We start from the raw sequence: 21,955 nt of genomic DNA, 5'->3' as shown, positions 1-21,955 counted from the left end.
TAATAATGTATTGCGCTTTATTTTTAATATAGCGCTAATTTTTTTGCCTTTTTCTAAAACGATTTCGGTAAAAATAATAATGAAGTGAATATTTAACATTAACCTAAATTTATAAACATTTTTGATTATGAACCAAACAAACAAAGCTGTTGGAAACTATCGCTGGACAATATGTTCGTTATTGTTTTTTGCAACAACTATAAATTACTTAGACAGACAGGTTCTTTCTTTAACTTGGAGTGATTTTATAGCTCCGGAATTTCATTGGACAAATAACGATTACGGTAACATTACCGCTTTGTTCTCCATTTTTTATGCAGTTTCTTTATTGTTTGCCGGAAGATTTATCGACTGGATGGATACTAAAAAAGGTTTTCTTTGGGCAATTGGAGTTTGGTCTGTAGGAGCTTGTTTGCACGCTTTTGCCGGAATTGCAACTTCTGGGATTATTACAGGGAATTGGTTTGTTGGTTTTGGTGGTGCTAAGGAAGTTATTGAAACAATCAGTGATACCGCTTTGGTTATCAATGTAAGTGTGACTTTGTTTATTTTTGCCCGTTTTGTTTTGGCGGTTGGAGAAGCGGGGAACTTTCCTGCTGCAATTAAAACTACTGCTGAATATTTTCCTAAGAAAGACCGTGCTTTTGCTACCAGTATTTTTAATGCAGGAGCAACAGTAGGAGCATTGGCTGCACCAATTACAATTCCGTTTATTGCTAAGTCTTTTGGATGGGAAATGTCATTTATTATTATTGGTGCTTTAGGTTTTGTATGGATGGGATTTTGGATGTTCATGTACGACAAACCGGAAAGACATTCAAAAGTTAATGCTGCAGAATTAGAATATATACAACAAGATGTTTTGGCTGATAGTAAAATTGAAGGCTATGTTCCTGAAAATACGGATAAAGTATCTCTTGCTGCTTGTTTTAAATACAAACAAACCTGGGCTTTTGCTTTTGGTAAATTTATGACTGATGGTGTGTGGTGGTTTTTCTTGTTCTGGACACCTGCTTATTTGAGTTCTGTTTATGATATGGATTCTACTGAAGCTGCTTTTCCATTATTTGTATTGTATATGATTACTTTATTGTCAATCATTGGAGGTTGGTTGCCAACTTATTTCGTAGAGAAAAAAGGAATGAATCCTTATGAAGGAAGGATGAAAGCGATGTTGATTTTTGCATTTTTTCCATTGTTGGCTTTGGTTGCTCAGCCTTTAGGGTATATTTCGTATTGGTTGCCTGTAATTATCATTGGTATTGCAGGGGCGGCTCACCAGGCCTGGTCAGCTAATATTTTTACTACTGTGGGAGATATGTTTCCTAAAAAAGCAATTGCTACCATTACAGGTATTGGTGGTTTAGCAGGAGGTTTGGGATCAACTTTAATTAATAAAGGTTCCGGAGTTTTATTTGATTATACTAAAGAGACTGAAATGGCTTTTATGGGCTTTAAAGGTATTGAAGCAGGTTACTTTATTATCTTTTCTATATGTGCAGTTTGCTATCTGATAGGTTGGACGGTAATGAAATCATTAGTGCCAAAATATGCTCCAATAACTGATTTGTAAAATTTGTTAAAACTCTCTTGTGTTATTACAAGAGAGTTTTTTCTTTTTTTAACTTTTTATGGATAAGTTGTTTTCATAAATATAGATGTAAAATAAATTAAATTTATACCTTTGTAATCGATTACACTAAACACAAAATAATTATGACAAAATATAGTTCACGTTACGCTTCCAGCCCTCAGACAGTAAAAAAATACGATACAAAACAATTAAGAGAAGAATTCTTAATCGATGATTTAATGCAGGAAGACGAAGTAGTGTTGGTTTATTCACACTACGACCGTTATATTGCAGGTTCTGCAGTTCCTGTAAATAAAGAGTTGCCTCTTGAAACCATTGATCCGCTTAAAGCGCCTTATTTTTTAGAGAGAAGAGAGTTAGGAATCATTAATGTTGGAGGTAATGGTTCTGTTGTGGTTGAAGGAGAAACTTATGAGTTAGGTTTTAAAGATGCTTTATATATTGGAGCAGGAAATAAAGAAGTAATATTCAAAAGTGCTGATGCTAAAAACCCGGCTAAATTTTATATCAATTCTGCTCCGGCTCACACGACTTATCCTACTGTGAAAGTTAGTTTAGCTGAAGCTAATAAATTACATTTGGGTACAATGGAAACGGCTAATCATCGTACAGTAAACCAAATGATTATTGGAAGTGTAGTTACTACTTGCCAATTGCAAATGGGGATGACTGAGTTAAAACCGGGAAGTGTTTGGAATACGATGCCAGCTCACGTTCACGATCGTCGTATGGAGGTTTATTTTTACTTAGATATTCCTGAAAATCAGGCGGTATGTCACTTTATGGGTGAGCCACAAGAAACAAGACATATCTGGATGAACAATCATCAGGCAGTTATTTCGCCACCTTGGTCTATCCACTCTGGGTCAGGAACATCTAATTATACTTTTATCTGGGGTATGGCAGGTGAAAACTTAGATTACGGAGATATGGATGTTTGTAAAATCACTGATTTAAGATAAAAAAATGACAAATTTATTTGATATACAAGGAAAAGTTGCACTTATCACAGGAAGTACTCACGGACTGGGTATGGCAATGGCTAAAGGATTAGGTCAGGCGGGAGCAACTATTGTTGTTAATGGAAATTCTTCTCAGGAAAAAATTGATGCTGCTGTAGCCGAATTAAAAAGCGAAGGAATCAATGCTGTTGGTTATAAATTTAATGTAACAGAAGAGGAGCAAGTAAAAGCTGCTGTTGCAAAAATTGAAAATGAAGTTGGACCTATCGATATTCTAATCAATAACGCCGGAATTATCAAAAGAATTCCATTGTTAGAGATGGAAGTTGCTGATTTTAGAGAAGTAATTGATATTGATTTAGTAAGTCCGTTTATTGTTTCTAAGCATGTTGCTAAAGGAATGATTGAAAGAAGAGCTGGAAAAATCATCAACATTTGCTCTATGATGAGTGAATTAGGTAGAAATACCGTTTCTGCTTATGCTGCTGCAAAAGGTGGTTTGAAAATGTTGACTAAAAACATGGCTACAGAATGGGCTAAATATAATGTTCAAATCAACGGAATCGGACCTGGATATTTTGCTACGGAACAAACAAAACCAATTCGTGTTGACGGACATCCGTTTAACGATTTTATCATTAGCAGAACACCGGCTGCTAAATGGGGTGATCCGGGTGATTTAGCAGGAGCGGCAATCTTTTTGTCATCTAAAGCGAGTGATTTTGTAAACGGTCACATTTTATATGTTGATGGTGGAATTTTGGCTACCATTGGTAAACCATCAAATGAAGATTAATATTTTAAGAAAATTATAATGAGCACTTTTATCAACGATAACTTTTTATTAGAAAATAAATTCGCAGAAGAATTATATCATAATTATTCTAAGAACCAACCGATTATTGATTACCACAATCACCTGAATCCTCAGTTTATTGCCGAAGATAAAATCTTTAGTAATATTACTGATGTTTGGATTAAAGGAGATCACTACAAATGGAGAGCGATGCGTACTTTAGGTATCAACGAACAATTTGTAACAGGTAATGGTTCTGATAAAGATAAATTTTTAAACTGGGCAAAAACAGTTCCTTATACAATGCGTAATCCATTGTACCACTGGACTCACTTAGAGTTGGCTCGTTATTTTGATATTACTGATTTATTAAACGAAAAATCAGCTGAAAGAATCTACGAAGAGACTTCTGCTAAAGTAAATTCTGCTGAATACAGCACAAGAAACTTGTTGCGTAAAGTAAATGCTGAATTAGTATGTACTACTGAAGATCCTATCGATAGTTTGGATTTTCATGAGCAATTAGCTAAAAGCGATTTCAAAACTACTGTAAGTACAGCTTTCAGACCTGATAAAGCGATCTTAATTGCTAATGACGGATACAACGAATATCTTGATGTTTTAGGACAAAAAGCTTCGATTTCTATTAATACTTACGCTGATTTACAAGCGGCTTTAAGAAACAGAATTGAGTATTTTAATGCAAATGGTTGCCAACTTTGTGACCACGGATTAGACCAAATTTATTTCGAAAATTATACTGAAAGCGAAGTGGTTGCTATTTTCAAAAAGAAAAGAGAAAACCAGGCTATCAGCAACGAAGAAGCTTTGAAATTCCAAAGTGCTATTTTAGTATTTTTATGTGAAACTTACCATGAATTTGGATGGGTTCAACAATTTCACTTAGGAGCTTTGAGAAATAATAATGCGCGTATGCACCGTATTTTAGGACCTGATACAGGATGGGATTCTATTGGAGATTATCCACAAGCTCAAAAATTATCAGCATTCTTAAATGCATTGGATAGTAAAGATAAATTGACTAAAACTATTATTTACAACCTGAATCCTGCTGACAACGAAGTTATGGCTACCATGATTGGTAACTTTAATGACGGAAGTGTTAGAGGAAAAGTGCAATTTGGTTCAGGATGGTGGTTCTTAGATCAAAAAGATGGAATGACAAAACAATTAAACGCTCTTTCTAATATGAGTTTGATTAGCTGTTTTGTGGGAATGTTGACTGATTCAAGAAGTTTCTTGTCTTTCCCAAGACACGAATATTTCCGTCGTATTCTTTGTAACCTTTTAGGAGACGAAATCAAAAGAGGTGAATTACCTGCTTCTGAAATGGAATGGATTGGAAAAATGGTTTCTGATATTAGCTATGGTAATGCTAAGGAATATTTCAAATTTCCGGTTAAATAATTAAAGTATAATTTATAAAAAATTTTCATTTGATATCGCCATGATTCAATTATTAAGAATATAAATGGAGAATGGCGATTACATCTTCTTTGAAAAAAAATATTAACTACATATGAAAAAAGTAGTCACTTTTGGAGAAATTCTACTGCGTTTATCTACTGACAGACACTTGAGATTTGCTCAGGCCGAATCGTATAAAGCGACCTATGGTGGAGGAGAATTTAATGTTGCTGTTTCGCTTGTAAATTACGGGATGAAGGCAGAATTTGTTACTAAAGTACCTAATAATGAATTAGGGAATTGTGCTATTCACGAAATGCGCAAACTGGATGTAGATTGTCAAAATGTAATGAAAGGTGGGGATCGTTTAGGGATTTATTTCCTTGAAACAGGAACCAGTACACGTGCAAGTAATGTAATTTACGATAGAGCTAACAGTTCAATGTCCACTTTGAAAAAAGGAGAATTTGACTGGAAAGAAATTTTAAAGGATGCAACCTGGTTTCACTGGAGCGGAATTACTCCGGCTCTTTCTGAAACAGCAGCCGAAGCTTGTTTTGAGGCTATTAAAGTAGCTCACGAATTAGGTTTGACTATTTCTACCGATTTGAATTACCGTTCAAAACTTTGGAATTATGGGAAACAACCAAAGGATGTGATGCCGGAAATGTTAAAGTACAGTAATATTATCTTAGGTGACATAGATACTGCTAACTTTATGTTAGGTTTAGATAAGGTTGATCCTGATTACCAGGAAGTTCATACATTGCCTGCTTTGTATAATGAAGTGTTCAAACTTTGTCCTGAATTAAAATACATGTCAACTACTTTACGTTATTCTGTAAGTGCTTCTCACCAACGTATTGGAGGAATCCTTTATGATGGAAAAGAAGTGTTTAAAGCTGCTGTTCAGGAGGTTACTCCGGTTGTGGACAGAGTAGGTAGTGGTGATGCTTTTATGGGAGGTTTAATCTATGGTTTAAACGAAGAACCATTGGATAAACAAAGAGCTTTGAACTTTGCGGTTGCTGCTTGTTGTTTAAAACACACCATCTATGGAGATTATAATTTAATTACTAAAAATGAAATTGAAAAATTACTTGATGGAGATTTCACAGGTAAAGTTTCAAGATAAAAAAAGATAAAATGGCTCAATTTACACGTATAGAAGTTGCAACTGCAATGAAAGAAACAGGGATGATTCCTTTGTTTTTTAGTAATGATCTGGAATTAAGTAAGAATGTGTTGAAAGCTTGTTACGATGGTGGTGCCCGTTTGATGGAGTTTACTGCCAGAGGAGATTTCGCTCACGAAGTTTTTGCTGAATTGACAAAATATGCTATCAAAGAATTACCTGGAATGATCATGGGAGTTGGTTCGGTAACTGATGCCGCTGCTGCTTCATTGTATATGCAATTAGGTGCTAACTTTATTGTTACTCCTGTATTTAGAGAAGATATTGCTATAGCTTGTAACCGTAGAAAAGTGTTGTGGTCTCCTGGTTGTGGTACTTTGAGCGAAATTGCCAGAGCTGAAGAATTAGGATGTGAGATTGTTAAATTGTTCCCTGGAGAAATCTACGGGCCACAATTTATAAAAGGGGTTAAAGGACCTTGTCCTTGGACAAACATCATGCCTACAGGAGGAGTTTCTACCGAGAGAGATAATTTGAAATCATGGTTTGATGCAGGAGCTTACTGTGTTGGAATTGGTTCTCAGTTAATTTCGGCTTCCGTTTTACAAAGTAAAGATTATGCCGGATTAGCTCAAAAAGTAAAAGAAACTATAGCAATTATTGCTGATTTACGTAAAAAATAAAAAAATAATAGAAGCAATTATGTCAGAAGTAATGGAAAAATTAAATAGAAAAAACAGAGGGTTAGAAAAGTTAAACCCAATAAAAGTAGTTCAGTTTGGTGAAGGTAACTTCTTAAGAGCTTTTGTTGATTATGCTTTTCAAAGATTAAACAATGAAGTTGATTTCAATGCTGGTATTGCTATGGTTCAGCCATTAGCAGGTGGTATGGTAAACATGATAAATGAGCAGGATGGTCTTTATACCTTGTTTATGAATGGAATCAAAAAAGGAGAAAAAATTCAGGACATTCAGTTAATTACTAATGTTGTAAAAGGAATCAATCCTTATACTGATTTTGCAGATTATTTAGCATTAGCTAAAGAAGAAGAACTTCAGTTTATTGTTTCAAACACTACTGAGGCCGGAATTGAATTCGTTGGAACTGATACTCCTGATATGCAGCCACCAGCTTCATTTCCTGCTAAATTAACTCTTTTATTACACGAAAGATTCAAACATTTTAATGGAGATGCTTCTAAAGCAGTGACTATCATTCCTTGCGAATTGATTGATTATAATTCAGAAGCCTTGAAAAAATGTATCTTGCAATATTGCGATTTATGGAATTTAGACGCTGCATTTAAAAAATGGGTTTCAGAAGATTGTACGTATCACAGTACTTTGGTGGACAGAATTGTTCCTGGATACCCAAGAGCTGAAATTGAAGAATACAATAGTAAATTGGATTACCAAGACAACTTAATTGTTGCTGCTGAACCATTTTTCCTTTGGGCTATTGAAGGAGGTGAGGATTTGAAAGCAAAATTACCATTCCACAAAACAGATTTGAATGTGAAGATTGTTGATGATATTCGTCCTTTCAAGATGATCAAAGTTCGTATTTTGAATGGTGCGCATACAGCGATGGTTCCTGTTTCTCTTTTATATGGTAACAAATTAGTTATGGAAACAGTTAATGGAGGTTTTACAGGGCCTTTCGTAGATAACGTAATCAGTGAAATTAGCGAAACGCTTCCTATGGATAAAAATGAAATCACTGCTTATGCTGAAGAAGTGATGGATCGTTTCAAAAATCCATTTATTAAGCATGCATTAGCTGATATTGCTTTAAATTCAATCTCAAAATTCAAAGTAAGAGTTTTACCAAGTTTATTGGGTTATTATAATAATACAAAAACACTTCCTGTTAGTTTGACTTTTTCATTAGCTTGTTTAATTCAATTCTACAAAGGAATTTGGAATAATGAAGCTTTGCCGGTAAAAGATACTCCTGAGTTAGTGGAAGCATTCAAAAAAGCTTGGGAATTAGGAAGTTTAGAATCAGTAGTTTCTACAGTTTTAGCTAATACAGATTTCTGGGATGAAGATTTAAATAAAGTAGACGGACTTTCACAAGCCTTAGTGCTTGCATTAAATGAAATTGAAGCCAATGGTATCGAGCAGGGGTATATCAATTTTTCTCAAAAAAACTAAGAAATAAAAAAAATCAAGTTAGTAAGATGCAAAAGAAATTAATAAAAGTAGACCCTTCGGATAATGTGGCTGTAGCGTTAGTGAATCTGACTGCTGGAGAAAAAATCGCATTTGAAGGAGAAGACATTTTAGTATTATCGGATACTAAAATGAAGCATAAGATTGCGATGAAAGATTTTGAAGTTGGTGACAAAATCTACATGTATGGTGTAATCGTTGGTAAAGCAAGTCAAAAAATTGCTAAAGGTGATGTTATTGCTACTACCAATGTAAAACACGAAAGTGCCAAAGTAACCGGTAAAACGGATACTATTGGTTGGGAAGTTCCTAATGTTGATAAATGGAAGGATAAAACTTTCATGGGATACCACAGAGCTGATGGTCAGGTGGGGACAGAAAATGTTTGGTTGTTTTTCCCATTGGTATTCTGTGAAAACAGAAACATCGAAATCTTAAAAGGAATTTTCGAAAAAGAATTGAAAAAACCAAAAGAAAACGATTACCAATTATTACTTCGTTCTTTGGTTAATTCTGAAACAGGAGCTAATGATGTAGTTGCGAAATCAACAGAAGTTGATTTGTTTGAAAATATTGAAGTAAAATTCATCCAGCATCAGGGTGGTTGTGGTGGAATTCGTCAGGATTCTCACTCTTTAGCTCAACTTTTGGCAGGATATGTAAACAATCCAAACGTGGCTGGTGCTACTGTTTTGAGTTTAGGTTGTCAAAACCTTCAAATTTCTATTTTCCAGGATGCTATGAAAGCGATTAATCCAAACAGTGACAAGCCTGTTTTGATATATGACCAGCAATCTATCGGAACTATTGAAGAAATGTTGAGTACTGTAGTGAAAGATTCTTTTGCTGCTATCAAAGAAGCTAATAAAATTACAAGAAAACCAGCGCCATTATCTAAATTAAGAATTGGTTTAGAGTGTGGTGGTTCTGATGGATTCTCTGGAATTTCGGCAAACCCAACATTAGGAGTATTGTCTGATAAATTAGTTGCATTAGGAGGAACTACAATTCTTTCTGAGTTCCCTGAATTATGTGGAGTTGAGCAGGAATTAGTAAACCGTTGTATAGATGATAAAGACGGACAACGTTTCTTAGATTTGATGAAATGGTATGAGAAAACGGTTGTTGATGCAGGATCAGGATTTGATATGAATCCTTCTCCGGGTAACATCAAAGACGGTTTGATTACTGATGCAATGAAATCAGCAGGTGCTTCTAAAAAAGGTGGTACTTCACCAATCGTAGGTGTTTACGATTACGGCGAGTATATCAACGAACCAGGTTTTACTTTGTTATGTACTCCAGGAAATGACGTTGAGTGTACAACTGCAATGGTAGGTTCAGGTGCTAATATGGTATTGTTTACAACAGGTTTGGGAACTCCAACAGGAAATCCAATTGCTCCGGTTGTAAAAGTATCATCTAACACGCAATTAGCTCAAAAAATGTCTGATATTATCGATTTCAACACTGGTGAAATTATCACAGGTGACAAATCGATTGAAGAAACAGCTGATGAAATGTTAGAGTTTATTATTAAAGTAGCTAGTGGTGAAGTAAAAACCAAGGCTGCGATTTTAAACCAAAATGACTTTATTCCTTGGAAACGTGGAGTATCGCTATAAAGATTGTTTTTAGATTTTGTTTTTAGTTAAAAAGGGAGGTTGTTTTTTTAAAACGCCTCCCTTTTTTTATTGGTTTCAAATGGGAGTTTATTTCATTTTAGACTTAAAAAAAATACCGCAGATTCACAGATTATAAAATTAAATCTGCAAATCTGTGGTAAAATTTTATTTTTTATGCAATTCTGGTTGAAGATTGTCTAATCAACAATTTAGGCATTAAAACCACTTTGTTTTCTGATTTTTTGTTGTCGCTGTTGTTGATTTTTTCCAAAAATACCTGAGCAGCCATTTTTCCCATTTCTAAAGGGGATTGGTCAACGGTAGAGATGGACAATTCCATGAATTTGGTAAAAGGTTCGTTTCCAAAACCAAAAACACAAAAATCTTCCGGGATTTTGATGCCGTGTTCTTTTAATCTTTGAATGGCTCCTAAGGCAGCAAAATCACTGGTAGAAAAAATAGCATTTGGCGGATTTTCCAAGGCTAATAATTTTTCTACAGCATCTCTTCCTTCGGTAACATTACTTTTTATAGAAATAATATAATCCGGGTTAATTGGGATATTATTATCAAGTAAGGCTTTTTCGTAACCTCTGTAGCGGTCTTCGTAGATTTCTAACGAACGGTCTCCAGAGAAATAAGCTATCTTTTTGCAACCTTGTTCTATAAGGTGTTGGGTAGTTTGGTAAGAGGCCAGATAATCGTCAATAGTTACCGAACTCACATTCTTCATTTCTTTTTTTCGGTCAAAAAAGATTAAAGGAATGTTTTTCTGAATAACACGTTCTATGTAATGATTGTCTTCTTTTGGAAGATTAGATATAGACATAAAAATACCATCAACCTGAGCGTTTAATAAGGTGTTGACATTTTCAATTTCCCGACTTTCGTCTTCATGAGTTTGGCAAATAATAACCTGATAGCCTTCTGGATGTAAGCCTTCTTCGATACCTCGGATTACCGATGCGAAAAAATTAGTATTAATACGCGGTACAATAACGCCTACATTGTTACTTTTTCCACTTCTTAATGCTAATGCTAATTTGTTTTGCTTGTAATTCATTTTATTAGCCGTTTCAAGGACTAATTTTCGGGTACTTTGACTAATTTTTGGGTTATTATTCAAGGCTCTCGAAACGGTTGCAGCAGTAATATTTAGCGCTTTGGCAATGTCATAAATTGTTGTTTTTCCACTCATTATAATTCGTCTATCTCGGTAAAAATACTATATTTTTTTATATAATTATTGGTTTGGTGTCGATATTGATACCATTTTAAAATCAAATTAAGGTTTTTGCCTTTGTTTTTTATCTAAAATACGGTTTTATAGTATTTTGCGAATTAAAAGCTTATTTTTTTATAAACTAAAATAATTCTTCTTTTTTTTGTATAAATCTGTTTTTTTTGATGATTTTTATAGTTTAAATAAAAAAATAACTATAGATTTGTGTAATCGATTACATGAAATCGGTTCTTTTTTAGTCGAAATGATTTTTGAATCTCAATTTAAACTTCTTTAATTTTTTAATCCATGATGAATAGATTTTATAGTCCCCTTATTTGCTGCTCTATGGTTTTGACTTTTTTGACTAATTGTTCAGCCCAAAAAGGAGCGAATGCAATTTTAGCAAATCCTTGGAAAGTAAAACAACAAATTGAGAAAGCAGTAGTTGCTCCTGTTTTTGCAAATAAAACATATAGTATTGTAGATTATGGCGCAAAAAGTGGAGGAGTAATTAATAATTCGGAAGCTTTCAAAAAAGCAATTGCAGCCTGTACTAAAAATGGAGGAGGTAAGGTAGTTGTTCCAGCGGGTAAATTTTTAACCGGACCCATTCATTTGGATAATAATGTAAATCTTCATTTGGAAGACGGAGCTGAAATTTTGTTTAGTACAAAATCTTCTGATTATCCTTTGGTGAAAACTACTTTTGAAGGAACAGAATGTATGAATCATTCCCCCTTAATTTATGCTTATAATAAAAAGAAGGTAGCTGTTACCGGAAAAGGTGTTTTGAATGGTCAGGCTGATAATGACAATTGGTGGTACTGGTGCGGAGCAAAACAATATGGATGGATTGAAGGGAGGGGTAATCAAAATGATCCTCAAAACCGGGTTCGTTTAGTAGAATCCGGAGAGCAAAATGTTCCGGTAGAACAAAGAATTTATGGAGAGGGCTCTTATTTAAGACCCAATTTTATTGAGTTTTTTGAATGTACCGATGCTTTAGTTAAAGACGTAAAAATTATCAATGCGCCATTTTGGGTAATTCATCCAATGAAATCCACTAATGTAACGGTTGACGGTGTAACTGTGGAAAGTCATGGGCCAAATAATGACGGTTGTGATCCGGAATATTCTAAAAATGTAATCATTAAAAATTGTACATTTAATACCGGTGATGATTGTATAGCTATAAAAGCGGGTAAAGATGGTGATGGAAGACGCGTAGCGATGAAAAGCGAAAACATTATTGTTCAAAATTGTAAAATGCTTGATGGTCATGGCGGAGTGGTGATGGGAAGTGAAATGACGGGCGGAATTAAAAATGTTTTTGTTGAAAATTGCGCTATGGATAGTCCTAATTTAGACAGAGCCATTCGTATCAAATCCAATTCCAGAAGAGGAGGAATTGTAGAAAATGTTTTTGTCAGAAATATCAAAGTAGGTCAGGTAAAAGAAGCTGTTTTGAGAATCAATATGTTTTATAATGTGTACGGAAATCAAACAGGTAATTATATTCCTCAGGTCAAAAATGTAATTCTGGAAAATGTAAAAGTTAAGAATGGCGGAAAATACGGAGTCTTAGCTCAGGGTTATAAAGAACTGCCTATTGAAAACGTGTTGTTGAAAAATGTAACTATCGATAAAGTTGGAGAGGCTTATTCAATCGAAAATGTAAAAAATATCCAATTTGTAAATACGTTTATCAACGGTCAAAAAGTAGAAAGTCCCCAATAATTATGAAATGAGGATTGGCTGTTGACCACAGATGGTTTAGAAGAATTGAATGTTCACAATAAAATATAGTATGATGAAAAAACTTTCTTTGTTTGTGTATTCGGGTTTTGGGATATTTACCATTTGCATTTTGTTTTTATGTTGTAAACCAATTGAGAAAACAAAAGCAGCTGCTGTAAATAAACAAGAGCAATTAATTTCTGATAAGCTAAAATGGTCAGAAAGAATGGCATTGTCAATTATGAAACGTCATCCTAAAGCCTGGCAGATTGATAATCATGAAAAACCGAAATGGGATTATAAGATTGGTATGATTTTAACTGCTTACGAAAAGTTGTATGCTAAAACAAAAGACCCGAAATATTTTACTTACATAAGAGACTATGCCGATACATTAATTGACAGTACAGGATCTTTTGCAAATTTTAATCCGAAGGATCATAATATTGATTTTATAAATGCCGGAAAAATTCTTTTTGGACTTTATAATAAAACACAAAATCAGAAGTATTTAAAGGCTTTGCAAACATTGCGAAACCAGTTTGTTGATTATCCCAGAACAGTCTCCGGCGGATTTTGGCATAAAGCAATTTATCCTAATCAAATGTGGTTAGACGGTTTGTATATGGGACAGCCATTTTATGCAAGATATACTGTTGAGTTTGAAAAGGGTGAAAAATTAGATGATGTGGTGCATCAATTTGAGTTGCTTCGCCATCATGCTTACGATAAAACAACAGGATTGTTTTTTCATGCCTGGGATGAAAGTAAAAAAATGCCCTGGGCAAATAAAGAAACGGGGACAGCTCCACATATTTGGTTAAGAGCTTTGGGTTGGTATGGAATGGCTTTGGTAGATGTGTTGGATTATTTTCCAAAAGACCACCCAAAACAAAAGCAATTAGTTTCTTATTTGAATGAATTAGCCGATGGCGTTAGTAAATATCAGGATGCTTCGGGATTATGGTATCAAGTGCCCAATTTACCAAAGAGAGCAGGGAATTATTTAGAAGCTTCGGGCTCATCAATGTTAGTTTACGCTATCGCCAAAGGAGTGAAAAAAGGCTATTTGCCTTCATCAATGAATAAAGTGGCGAATAAAGGTTTTAATGGTTTGACATCAAAACTGATAAAAGTGGACAGCAATGGCGAAATACATATCACACAAGTATGTGCAAGTGCAGGTTTAGGCGGGAATCCATACAGAGACGGTTCATTTGAATATTATATGAGTGAAAAAATTAAAGTGGACAATTCACACGGATTGGGTGCTTTTTTATTGGCAGCAATCGAATTAGATAAATAATAAAACAATAAATTAAACATAACAAGATGAAATTAATGAGAGCAAAACAATTTTTATTTACGTTTATTTTAATAGGTGCATTAGGATTTACAAGTTGTAAATCGCAGTCAAATGCAACTTCGGCAGCAAAGGATTTGACATCTTCAAAACTAAAATGGTCAGAAAAAATGGCTTTGACGCTAATGATGCGTCATCCAAAAGCTTTTCAAATCGATGACAGAACCACTGCAAAATGGGATTATGTTCATGGTTTAGTTGCCAGTTCTATTGAGGAATTGTACAAAAAAACCAAAGATGAAAAGTATTATGAGTATGTAAAAGGATACGCAGATGCTTTAATTGACGAAAATGGTAAAATTGCTACTTATGAAATGGATAAGTACAATATTGATATGGTGGTAGCGGCTAATATTTTGTTTGATATTTACGACAGAACAAAAGAGAATAAGTATTTAGTTGCTATGCAAACCATCAGAAAACAATTGGATAATCAACCAAGAACGGCAAGTGGAGGATTTTGGCACAAACAAATTTATCCTAATCAAATGTGGTTAGACGGGTTGTACATGGGACAACCATTCTACGCTCAATATACTACGAAGTTTGAAAATGGAAAAAAATTAGATGATGTTGCTAAACAGTTTGAATTACTGGAGAAAAACGACAAAGATCCTAAAACAGGATTGTTATACCACGCTTGGGACGAAAGCAGAAAAATGCCTTGGGCAGATAAAGTAACTGGAAAATCACCTAATTTCTGGTCTCGTGCTTTAGGTTGGTATGCAATGGCATTAGTTGATGTTTTGGATAATTTCCCAAAAGAGCATCCAAAACAAAAAGAATTAGTAGGTTATTTGAACGAATTGGCTGTTGCTTTAGAAAAAGTACAGGATAAAAAAACAGGATTGTGGTATCAGGTAACGGATATGGCGGGTAGAGAAGGAAATTATCTGGAAGCTTCAGGTTCGTCTATGTTTGCTTATGCTTTAGCAAAAGGAGTAAACAAAGGTTATTTACCGGCTAAATTTAAAAAAGTGGCTAATTTCGCTTTTGATGGATTAACTACTAAATTAATCAGAGTTGATGCCGATGGTGGAATTACGTTAACTCAATGTTGTCAGGTAGCAGGTTTAGGAGGGAATCCATACAGAGATGGTTCTTATGAATATTATGTTAATGAGAAAAAGAAAGATAATGATCCTAAAGCTACAGGACCATTTATTTTAGCTGCAATCGAATTAAACCGATAATTTCAAATTATAAAAAATAAAATTTTACCATTAAGAAATTAAGAAAATATAGACTTGATGTCTCTTAATTTCTTAATGGTTTTTTTTAATGTTTTTTGCTTACTTATATGAGCTTGATTTTAAACACTTAAGTTATAAGTCAAATAAGCTTCTGATTAAAACTTATGTGACTTATATGGTTTAAAATTGAGATTACTTAACGTTTAATTTTCTTCTATGAAGTTTCTAAATAATGCAGTTGCAGTAGGATTAGTTATGCTGTCGAGCCAACTAATTGTTGCTCAAAAAACAAATGAAATCTCTAAAGTTTGGGTGGCCGATAATGGCGACGGAACTTATAAAAATCCCATTTTACATGCCGATTATTCTGATCCGGATGCGATTCGTGTGGGGGAGGATTATTATATGACGGCTTCTTCTTTTAACTGTATTCCGGGATTGCCTATTTTGCATTCTAAGGATTTGGTGAATTGGGAATTAGTGAATTATGCACTCCCAAAACAACCCCCTTTTGATGTTTTTGACAAGCCACAACACGGAAACGGAGTTTGGGCGCCTTGTATTCGTTACCACAATGAGGAGTTTTATATTTATTACCCAGATCCTGATTACGGAATTTATATGATTAAAACTAAAGATCCTAAAGGACTCTGGTCTGAACCAATATTAGTAAAATCGGGAGTAGGACTGATTGATCCTGCACCTTTATGGGATGATGATGGAAAAGCTTATTTAGGATTTGCTTTTGCAGGAAGTCGTGCCGGAGCAAAAAGTTTATTAGCTGTTTGTTCTATGAATTCGGAAGGAACAATTGCTAATGATGATGCGGTTATGGTTCTTGACGGTCATTTTGACGAAGCAACTGTTGAAGGACCAAAGTTTTACAAACGCAATGGTTACTACTATATTTTTGCGCCTGCAGGCGGAGTTCCTACCGGATGGCAAACTGTTATGCGTTCCAAAAATGTTTTTGGACCTTATGAAAAACGAAAAGTAATCGATCAGGGCAATACACCTATTAATGGCCCTCATCAAGGAGCTTGGGTGGATACGCCATCAGGTGAAGATTGGTTTTTTCATTTTCAGGACAAAGGTGCTTATGGTAGAATTGTGCATTTGCAGCCTATGAAATGGATTAACGATTGGCCGGTGATAGGAATTGATAAAGACAAAGACGGAAAAGGCGAACCTGTTTTGACCTATAAAAAACCAAATATTGGAAAAACCTATCCAATAATGACTCCGCCAGATTCGGATGAATTTGATTCGACCAAATTAGGTCTGCAATGGCAATGGCATGCTAATTATCAGGTGTATTGGGGAATGCCAACATCAATGGGATTCTATAATTTATTTTGTCGTCCAATGCCTGAAAAAGCAGTTAACTTATTTGATGTTCCTAATATTTTAGCACAAAAATTCCCGGCTAACGAATTTACGGCTACTACTAAAATGACTTTCAATGCCCGCTTTGACGGAGAAAGTATTGCTTTAGTGATTATGGGATTGGATTATAGTATGCTAAAAGTAAAACAGCAAAATGGCGAATTGTTTATTTCTCAGGTAACTTGTAAAAATGCTGATAAAAAAGGGATGGAGAAAGAATCAGCAGCGGTTAAGTTAACTAAAAACACTTTTTATTTACAAACTAAGGTAAAAGCGGGTGGAATTTGCAGTTTCTTTTACAGTACAGATGGTAAAATTTTTCAGCCTTTAGGTGAGGATTTTAAATCCCGTGAAGGAAAATGGATTGGAGCTAAAATTGGTTTAACAGCGCTTAGAGAAGGCAAAATAAACGATGCCGGAAGTGTAGCAATTGATTGGTTTAGATTTACAAAATAGATTATGATGAATAGATTTAAAATTATACTTACGCTTTTTTTATGCAGTGTATTTGCAATGAATTCTCAGGCTCAGCTGCTTGATAAATCATGGAAAAGTATTACTGAAATGAAAGACGAGAATTGGTTTGCCTCAAAAGAAGCAAAAGCAGTTGCCGAAAATGTATTGTTGTACCAACGCAATATTGGCGGGTGGCCAAAAAATATCCAAATGCAAAAACCGCTTTCGGATGCGCAAAAGAAAGAATTATTGGCTCTTAAAAGCTCAACTGAAGGTTGTACAACCGATAACAGTGCTACTTCTCAGGAAATGCTTTTTCTTTCTAAAATTTATAAACAACAACCGGATGAGAGTTATAAAAAAGCCTTTCTAGCCGGGTTGGATTATTTGTTACAAGCGCAATATGACAATGGTGGCTGGCCGCAATTTTATCCTTTGAAAAAAGGCTATTACACCCATATTACCTATAATGATGATTCGATGGTTCGAATTCTTGAGATTCTGAAAGAGATTAAAGATAAAACGGATTTTTATTCGATAAAACCATCGGATGAAATAGTTGAAAAATGTAAAATAGCTTTTGATAAAGGAATTGATTGTATTGTTAAAAGTCAGTACAAACAAAACGGTATTTTGACTGCATGGTGTGCGCAGCATGACGAAACTACTTTGTTGCCTGCTAAAGCACGTGCTTATGAATTACCATCATTAAGTGGAAAAGAATCGGCTAAGATTGTTTTGTTATTAATGTCGATTGATAATCCATCAAAAGAAGTAATTGCTGCGGTTGAGGCTGCGGTTGCCTGGTTTGAAAAGGTTAAAATTACAGGATTGAGAGAAGAACGCATTATAAAAGACGGAAAAATAGTTGATAAGAAAATGATTCCTGATGCTACTGCACTTCCACTTTGGGCTCGTTTTATGGAATTAGATGATAACAGACCTTTCTTTTGTGATCGTGACGGAATTAAGAAATATGATTTAGCTGAAATTGGTGCTGAAAGAAGAAATGGTTATTCCTGGTACACCAATGAACCTAAAGAAGTGTTGAAAGGCTACGAGAAGTGGAAAAAAAAACTTTCAACTGAACTGAAATTATCGGAAAAGAAAACAGTAAAAAAGCCTCAGGACGAATACAACATTGTTGTAGCTCTTGATGGTAGTGGAGATTATACCAGTATTCAGGAAGCGATATACAATTCGCCTTCATTTCCATACAAAAGAGTTTTGATTACAATTAAGAATGGTATTTATCATGAAAAAGTGAGAATTCCGGAATGGAACACAAAGATTTCTTTAATTGGCGAAAGCAAAGAAAAAACGATAATTACTTTTGATGATTATTTTGGAAAAATCAATTTAGGTCGCAATAGTACTTTTTTGACACCAACAGTTTTAGTTGAAGGAAATGATTTTAAGGCAGCAAATTTCACCATTCAAAATACAGCCGGTGCTGTTGGGCAGGCAATTGCTTTGTCTGTAGTGGCTGATAGAGTAGTGGTTTCAAATTGCGTTATTTTAGGAAATCAGGATACATTATATACTTCTGGAGAAGGATTTAAGCAATATTTTAAGGATTGTTTTATCGAAGGGACGGTGGATTTTATTTTTGGTAGCGCCACAGCAGTATTTGAAAATTGCGATATTCATGCTAAAAGTAATGCTTATCTAACGGCAGCTTCTACGCCTGAAGGCTCTAAGTATGGTTTTGTTTTTATGAATTGCAAATTGACTGCCGATGAAAAAGCTACAGAAGTTTATCTGGGACGTCCTTGGCGTATTCATGCAAAAACAGTTTTTTTTAATTGCGAAATGGGGAAACACATTCGAAAAGAAGGTTGGAATAACTGGTCTAAAGCTGATGCCGAAAAAGCTTCTTTTTATGCTGAATACAATTGTTCTGGACCGGGATTTCAACCGAAAGAAAGAGCTGCCTGGTCACATCAATTAACAAAAGCTCAGGCGAAAGATTATACATTAGAAAAAATTCTGGGCGATTCAAAATCGAAATTAAATAGTAATTGGTATTCAAATTTTAAATGATTATGAGAATTAAATTATTCCTTTTTTTGCTTCTAGCGACAAGTTGTTTTGCGCAAAAAACAACGGTTTACACCATTGGTGATTCTACAATGGCTAATAAATCCAATCCGACACAAAACCCTGAACACGGATGGGCTCAGGTTTTACAGCAATTTTTTGATAATTCTGTTGTGGTTGATAACAGAGCACAAAATGGGCGCAGCACCCGCAGTTTTATTAATGAAAAGCGTTGGGATTCAATTTTAAAAACTTTGAAAAAAGGTGATTATGTTTTTATCCAATTTGGGCATAATGACCAAAAAGAGAATAAACCTAGTGTTTATACTAATCCGCGCACGGCTTATCGCCAAAATTTAATCCGATTTGTGACCGAAGCGCGTGCTAAAGGGGCAACTCCGGTTTTATTTTCTTCTATTGTAAGAAGAAATTTTAATGAACAAGGAACTTTAGTAGATACGCACGGTTTGTATCCATTGGAAACCAGATTAGTGGCTACGGATTATAAAGTTCCGTTTATTGATTTGCAATATTTAACAGAGTTACTGGAGGAATCCTATGGAGTTGAAGGTTCTAAAAAGCTCCATTTGCACTTTAATGCAGGAGAAAGTGATTTTTATAAAACCGAAAAGCATGATGATACGCACTTATCCTTGTTAGGTGCTACTGAAATCGCTAAATTAGTTGTAGCCGAATTAAAAAAGACCGATTTGGATTTGAAAAAACACCTTAAGTAAACTGAATAGCATGAAAAACTTTACTTTTTATTTCGTCGCGATTTTGGCATCTTTCAATATGCTTTTGGCACAAACAGCTCCTAAAAAAACCGCTGTTGAAATAGAAAAAATTGTCAATAGTATTCAGTTGCCAACAATTCCTGCCGCTAAATTTTTGATTACTAAATTTGGTGCTAAAGGAGATTCGGTGACGAATTGTAAACCGGCTTTTGATAAGGCAATGAAAGCCTGTTTAAAAAAACAGGGCGGAACGATTATTGTTCCTAAAGGTGTTTATACTATTAACGGACCGATACATTTTGTGAGCAATGTAAAATTACATCTCGAAGCAGGAGCAAAGATTCGTTTTGGCTCCAATCCGAAAGATTATCCATTGGTATTAACCAGTTGGGAGGGAACTATGTTGTACAATTATAGTCCGTTGATTTATGGAAATAACGTAGAGAATGTTGCTATTACAGGAAGCGGAATTATTGACGGCGAAGCTAAAAATACCTGGATAAAATGGAAGCCGCTGGAAGAAAAGGACAAAATGCTAAGCAGGGAGATGAATCATAAAAATGTTCCTGTAAAAGAGCGTGTTTTTGGTGAAGGACATTATTTAAGACCGCAGCTGATTCAATTTGTCAATTCTAAAAATATTCTAATCGAAGATGTAAAAATAGAAGATTCTCCGTTTTGGTGTGTGCATTTGTTAAAATCCAGAAGTATTACCCTTCGCGGATTAAAATACGATGCGCAGAATAATAATAACGACGGAATTGATCCCGAGTATTCGAGTGATATTTTAATTGAGAAAATCCAGTTTGATAATGGCGACGATAATGTGGCTATCAAGGCAGGGCGTGATAATGAAGGACGAGATAATTCGAATAGTCCTTCGGAAAATATTGTTATTAGAAATTGCGAATTCAAAGGTTTGCATGCTGTGGTAATTGGTAGCGAAATGTCGGCCGGAGTTCGTAATGTATATGTAGATAATTGTAAAGCCAGAGGTTATTTGAAAAGGGGGATTTATATCAAAACTAATTCCGATAGAGGAGGTTATGTTAAAGACTTGCATTTTTCTAATATCACCTTCGGAAAAGTGGAAGATTGTATTTATATGACCGCAAATTATCATGGAGAAGGAGGCGGATTGTATCCTTCTAAAATATCAGATATTTTGATTTCTAATGTTAGTTGTGAAGCGGCTTCGAATACTGCTATTGTTATTGAAGGTTTTCCGGAAAAGAAAGTGGAGAATGTAGTTTTGGATAGAATTACTGTAAAATCGGCCAAAAACGGAATGACTTTAACGAATACTCAAAATATAAGCGTAAACGAAATTATAATTGGCGACAAAATAGGTGTGCCAAGTGCCGTAAAATAATTTTGTATCATAAATAGTTTGCGGCTTATTTCAAAAAGCAATCAGAGCGAAGTTGAGGAATTAGTAATCCTTAACTTCGCTCTGATTTTATAAAAAAGTAAAATGAATTAATTTTTGAAAAGGAAATACAGTATTGCAGATAAGGTACTGCTGTTTTCAAACTCTCTTAAAAAAGCATAAGCTCTTTTCATTTGTGTTTTTACCGTATTGACTGATATGTTGTACATTTCTGCAATTTCTGCATAGCTGTGTCCTTCTACAATATGCGATATGAAAATTTCTCTTCTGGCCTGCGGGATTTTATCCACCAAAGTGAAAATTTTAGATTTTTTGTTTTCTTCTGCTTTTTCAAAAATAACTTGTTCTTCCATTTTAGGAAGGATATTTTTTTTGTTGTCTTCTAAACTAACTGTTTTGTGTTTTTCTAAATATTGTAGACTCAAATTTTTCACCGCTCTTGCGGCATAAGCTTTAAATGAAATAGTGAAATTGACTGCTTCTTCTTTTTCCCATAGATAAATAAAAAAGTCCTGTACCACATCTTTCGCCATGTCTTTATCCTTAGTTATGTTAAAAGAAACTAAAGAAAGATAGGCGAAATGCTCTTTGTACAAGTCTTCAAATATTTTTAAATCTTTGTGAAATGACATTTATAAATAGAGATTATTTGTTTTGTAATGGATTACATTGTGTCAAATATAGAATAAAAACTTAGTTTTTTTTTGTTATAT

General features: G+C 34.5%; 17 protein-coding genes. 15 read left to right on the top strand and 2 right to left on the bottom strand.

Translation table 11 applies throughout. The annotated features are described in order from the left end of the window. Nucleotides 1-127 precede the first annotated feature (127 nt). The 8 genes from IEV84_RS12850 (at nucleotide 128) to IEV84_RS12815 (ending at nucleotide 9,715) form a co-directional block, all read left to right on the top strand. Nucleotides 128-1,573, top strand: a complete 1,446-nt coding sequence (locus IEV84_RS12850; RefSeq protein ID WP_188494680.1) for an MFS transporter — start codon at nucleotides 128-130, stop codon at nucleotides 1,571-1,573. A 143-nt stretch (nucleotides 1,574-1,716) separates the two neighbouring features. Then, entirely contained in the window at nucleotides 1,717-2,556 is an 840-nt protein-coding gene (gene kduI, locus IEV84_RS12845; RefSeq protein WP_188494679.1) for a 5-dehydro-4-deoxy-D-glucuronate isomerase, read from the top strand. A 4-nt stretch (nucleotides 2,557-2,560) separates the two neighbouring features. After that, nucleotides 2,561-3,352 carry a gluconate 5-dehydrogenase gene (locus IEV84_RS12840; protein WP_188494678.1) on the top strand — a complete coding sequence of 264 codons (792 nt, stop codon included), beginning with the start codon at nucleotides 2,561-2,563 and terminating at the stop codon, nucleotides 3,350-3,352. An 18-nt stretch (nucleotides 3,353-3,370) separates the two neighbouring features. Next, nucleotides 3,371-4,780 (top strand): glucuronate isomerase, encoded by a 1,410-nt coding sequence (uxaC, locus tag IEV84_RS12835; protein WP_188494677.1) that lies wholly within the window; start codon nucleotides 3,371-3,373, stop codon nucleotides 4,778-4,780. Nucleotides 4,781-4,892: 112 nt separating this feature from the next. After that, nucleotides 4,893-5,915, top strand: a complete 1,023-nt coding sequence (locus tag IEV84_RS12830) for a sugar kinase (RefSeq protein WP_188494676.1) — start codon at nucleotides 4,893-4,895, stop codon at nucleotides 5,913-5,915. Between the two features lie 11 nt (nucleotides 5,916-5,926). Then, complete coding sequence (locus IEV84_RS12825; protein ID WP_188494675.1) at nucleotides 5,927-6,598, top strand: bifunctional 4-hydroxy-2-oxoglutarate aldolase/2-dehydro-3-deoxy-phosphogluconate aldolase; 672 nt, start codon at nucleotides 5,927-5,929, stop codon at nucleotides 6,596-6,598. Nucleotides 6,599-6,629: 31 nt separating this feature from the next. Further along, nucleotides 6,630-8,072 carry a tagaturonate reductase gene (locus IEV84_RS12820; protein ID WP_188494792.1) on the top strand — a complete coding sequence of 481 codons (1,443 nt, stop codon included), beginning with the start codon at nucleotides 6,630-6,632 and terminating at the stop codon, nucleotides 8,070-8,072. A gap of 26 nt (nucleotides 8,073-8,098) precedes the next feature. Next, nucleotides 8,099-9,715, top strand: coding sequence for a UxaA family hydrolase (locus IEV84_RS12815; protein WP_188494674.1), 1,617 nt, complete (start codon nucleotides 8,099-8,101; stop codon nucleotides 9,713-9,715). A gap of 172 nt (nucleotides 9,716-9,887) precedes the next feature. Here the strand turns inward: IEV84_RS12815 and IEV84_RS12810 are convergent, their stop codons facing one another. Next, nucleotides 9,888-10,913 (bottom strand): LacI family DNA-binding transcriptional regulator, encoded by a 1,026-nt coding sequence (locus IEV84_RS12810; protein WP_188494673.1) that lies wholly within the window; start codon nucleotides 10,911-10,913, stop codon nucleotides 9,888-9,890. Between the two features lie 333 nt (nucleotides 10,914-11,246). Between IEV84_RS12810 and IEV84_RS12805 the strand changes: the two genes are divergently transcribed. The 7 genes from IEV84_RS12805 to IEV84_RS12775 all read left to right on the top strand — a co-directional run bounded on the left by IEV84_RS12805 (nucleotide 11,247) and on the right by IEV84_RS12775 (nucleotide 21,224). Next, nucleotides 11,247-12,677 carry a glycoside hydrolase family 28 protein gene (locus IEV84_RS12805; RefSeq protein ID WP_188494672.1) on the top strand — a complete coding sequence of 477 codons (1,431 nt, stop codon included), beginning with the start codon at nucleotides 11,247-11,249 and terminating at the stop codon, nucleotides 12,675-12,677. Nucleotides 12,678-12,750: 73 nt separating this feature from the next. Further along, the gene (locus IEV84_RS12800) at nucleotides 12,751-13,983 is read left to right on the top strand and encodes a glycoside hydrolase family 88/105 protein (RefSeq protein ID WP_188494671.1); all 1,233 of its coding nucleotides are present in this window, start codon (nucleotides 12,751-12,753) and stop codon (nucleotides 13,981-13,983) included. 26 nt (nucleotides 13,984-14,009) lie between these two features. Beyond that, nucleotides 14,010-15,233 (top strand): glycoside hydrolase family 88/105 protein, encoded by a 1,224-nt coding sequence (locus IEV84_RS12795; RefSeq protein WP_373282915.1) that lies wholly within the window; start codon nucleotides 14,010-14,012, stop codon nucleotides 15,231-15,233. A gap of 216 nt (nucleotides 15,234-15,449) precedes the next feature. Then, nucleotides 15,450-17,075 carry a glycoside hydrolase family 43 protein gene (locus tag IEV84_RS12790; protein WP_188494670.1) on the top strand — a complete coding sequence of 542 codons (1,626 nt, stop codon included), beginning with the start codon at nucleotides 15,450-15,452 and terminating at the stop codon, nucleotides 17,073-17,075. A gap of 6 nt (nucleotides 17,076-17,081) precedes the next feature. Further along, the gene (gene pelA, locus IEV84_RS12785) at nucleotides 17,082-19,118 is read left to right on the top strand and encodes a pectate lyase (RefSeq protein WP_188494669.1); all 2,037 of its coding nucleotides are present in this window, start codon (nucleotides 17,082-17,084) and stop codon (nucleotides 19,116-19,118) included. Nucleotides 19,119-19,120: 2 nt separating this feature from the next. Beyond that, complete coding sequence (locus tag IEV84_RS12780) at nucleotides 19,121-19,852, top strand: rhamnogalacturonan acetylesterase (RefSeq protein WP_229732683.1); 732 nt, start codon at nucleotides 19,121-19,123, stop codon at nucleotides 19,850-19,852. Nucleotides 19,853-19,862: 10 nt separating this feature from the next. Next, a complete protein-coding gene (locus IEV84_RS12775; RefSeq protein WP_188494668.1) occupies nucleotides 19,863-21,224 on the top strand; it encodes a glycoside hydrolase family 28 protein in 1,362 nt (453 codons plus the stop codon). 107 nt (nucleotides 21,225-21,331) lie between these two features. On the opposite strand, the gene IEV84_RS12770 is transcribed toward IEV84_RS12775, so the two are convergent. Beyond that, a complete protein-coding gene (locus IEV84_RS12770; RefSeq protein WP_188494667.1) occupies nucleotides 21,332-21,874 on the bottom strand; it encodes a sigma-70 family RNA polymerase sigma factor in 543 nt (180 codons plus the stop codon). Between the last annotated feature and the right edge of the window lie 81 nt (nucleotides 21,875-21,955).

The organism is Flavobacterium palustre (assembly GCF_014639535.1).
GTDB classification, from domain to species: Bacteria; Bacteroidota; Bacteroidia; order Flavobacteriales; family Flavobacteriaceae; genus Flavobacterium; species Flavobacterium palustre.
Note: the sequence above shows the minus strand (reverse complement) of the source record. Positions and strands in the feature narration are given on the sequence as shown.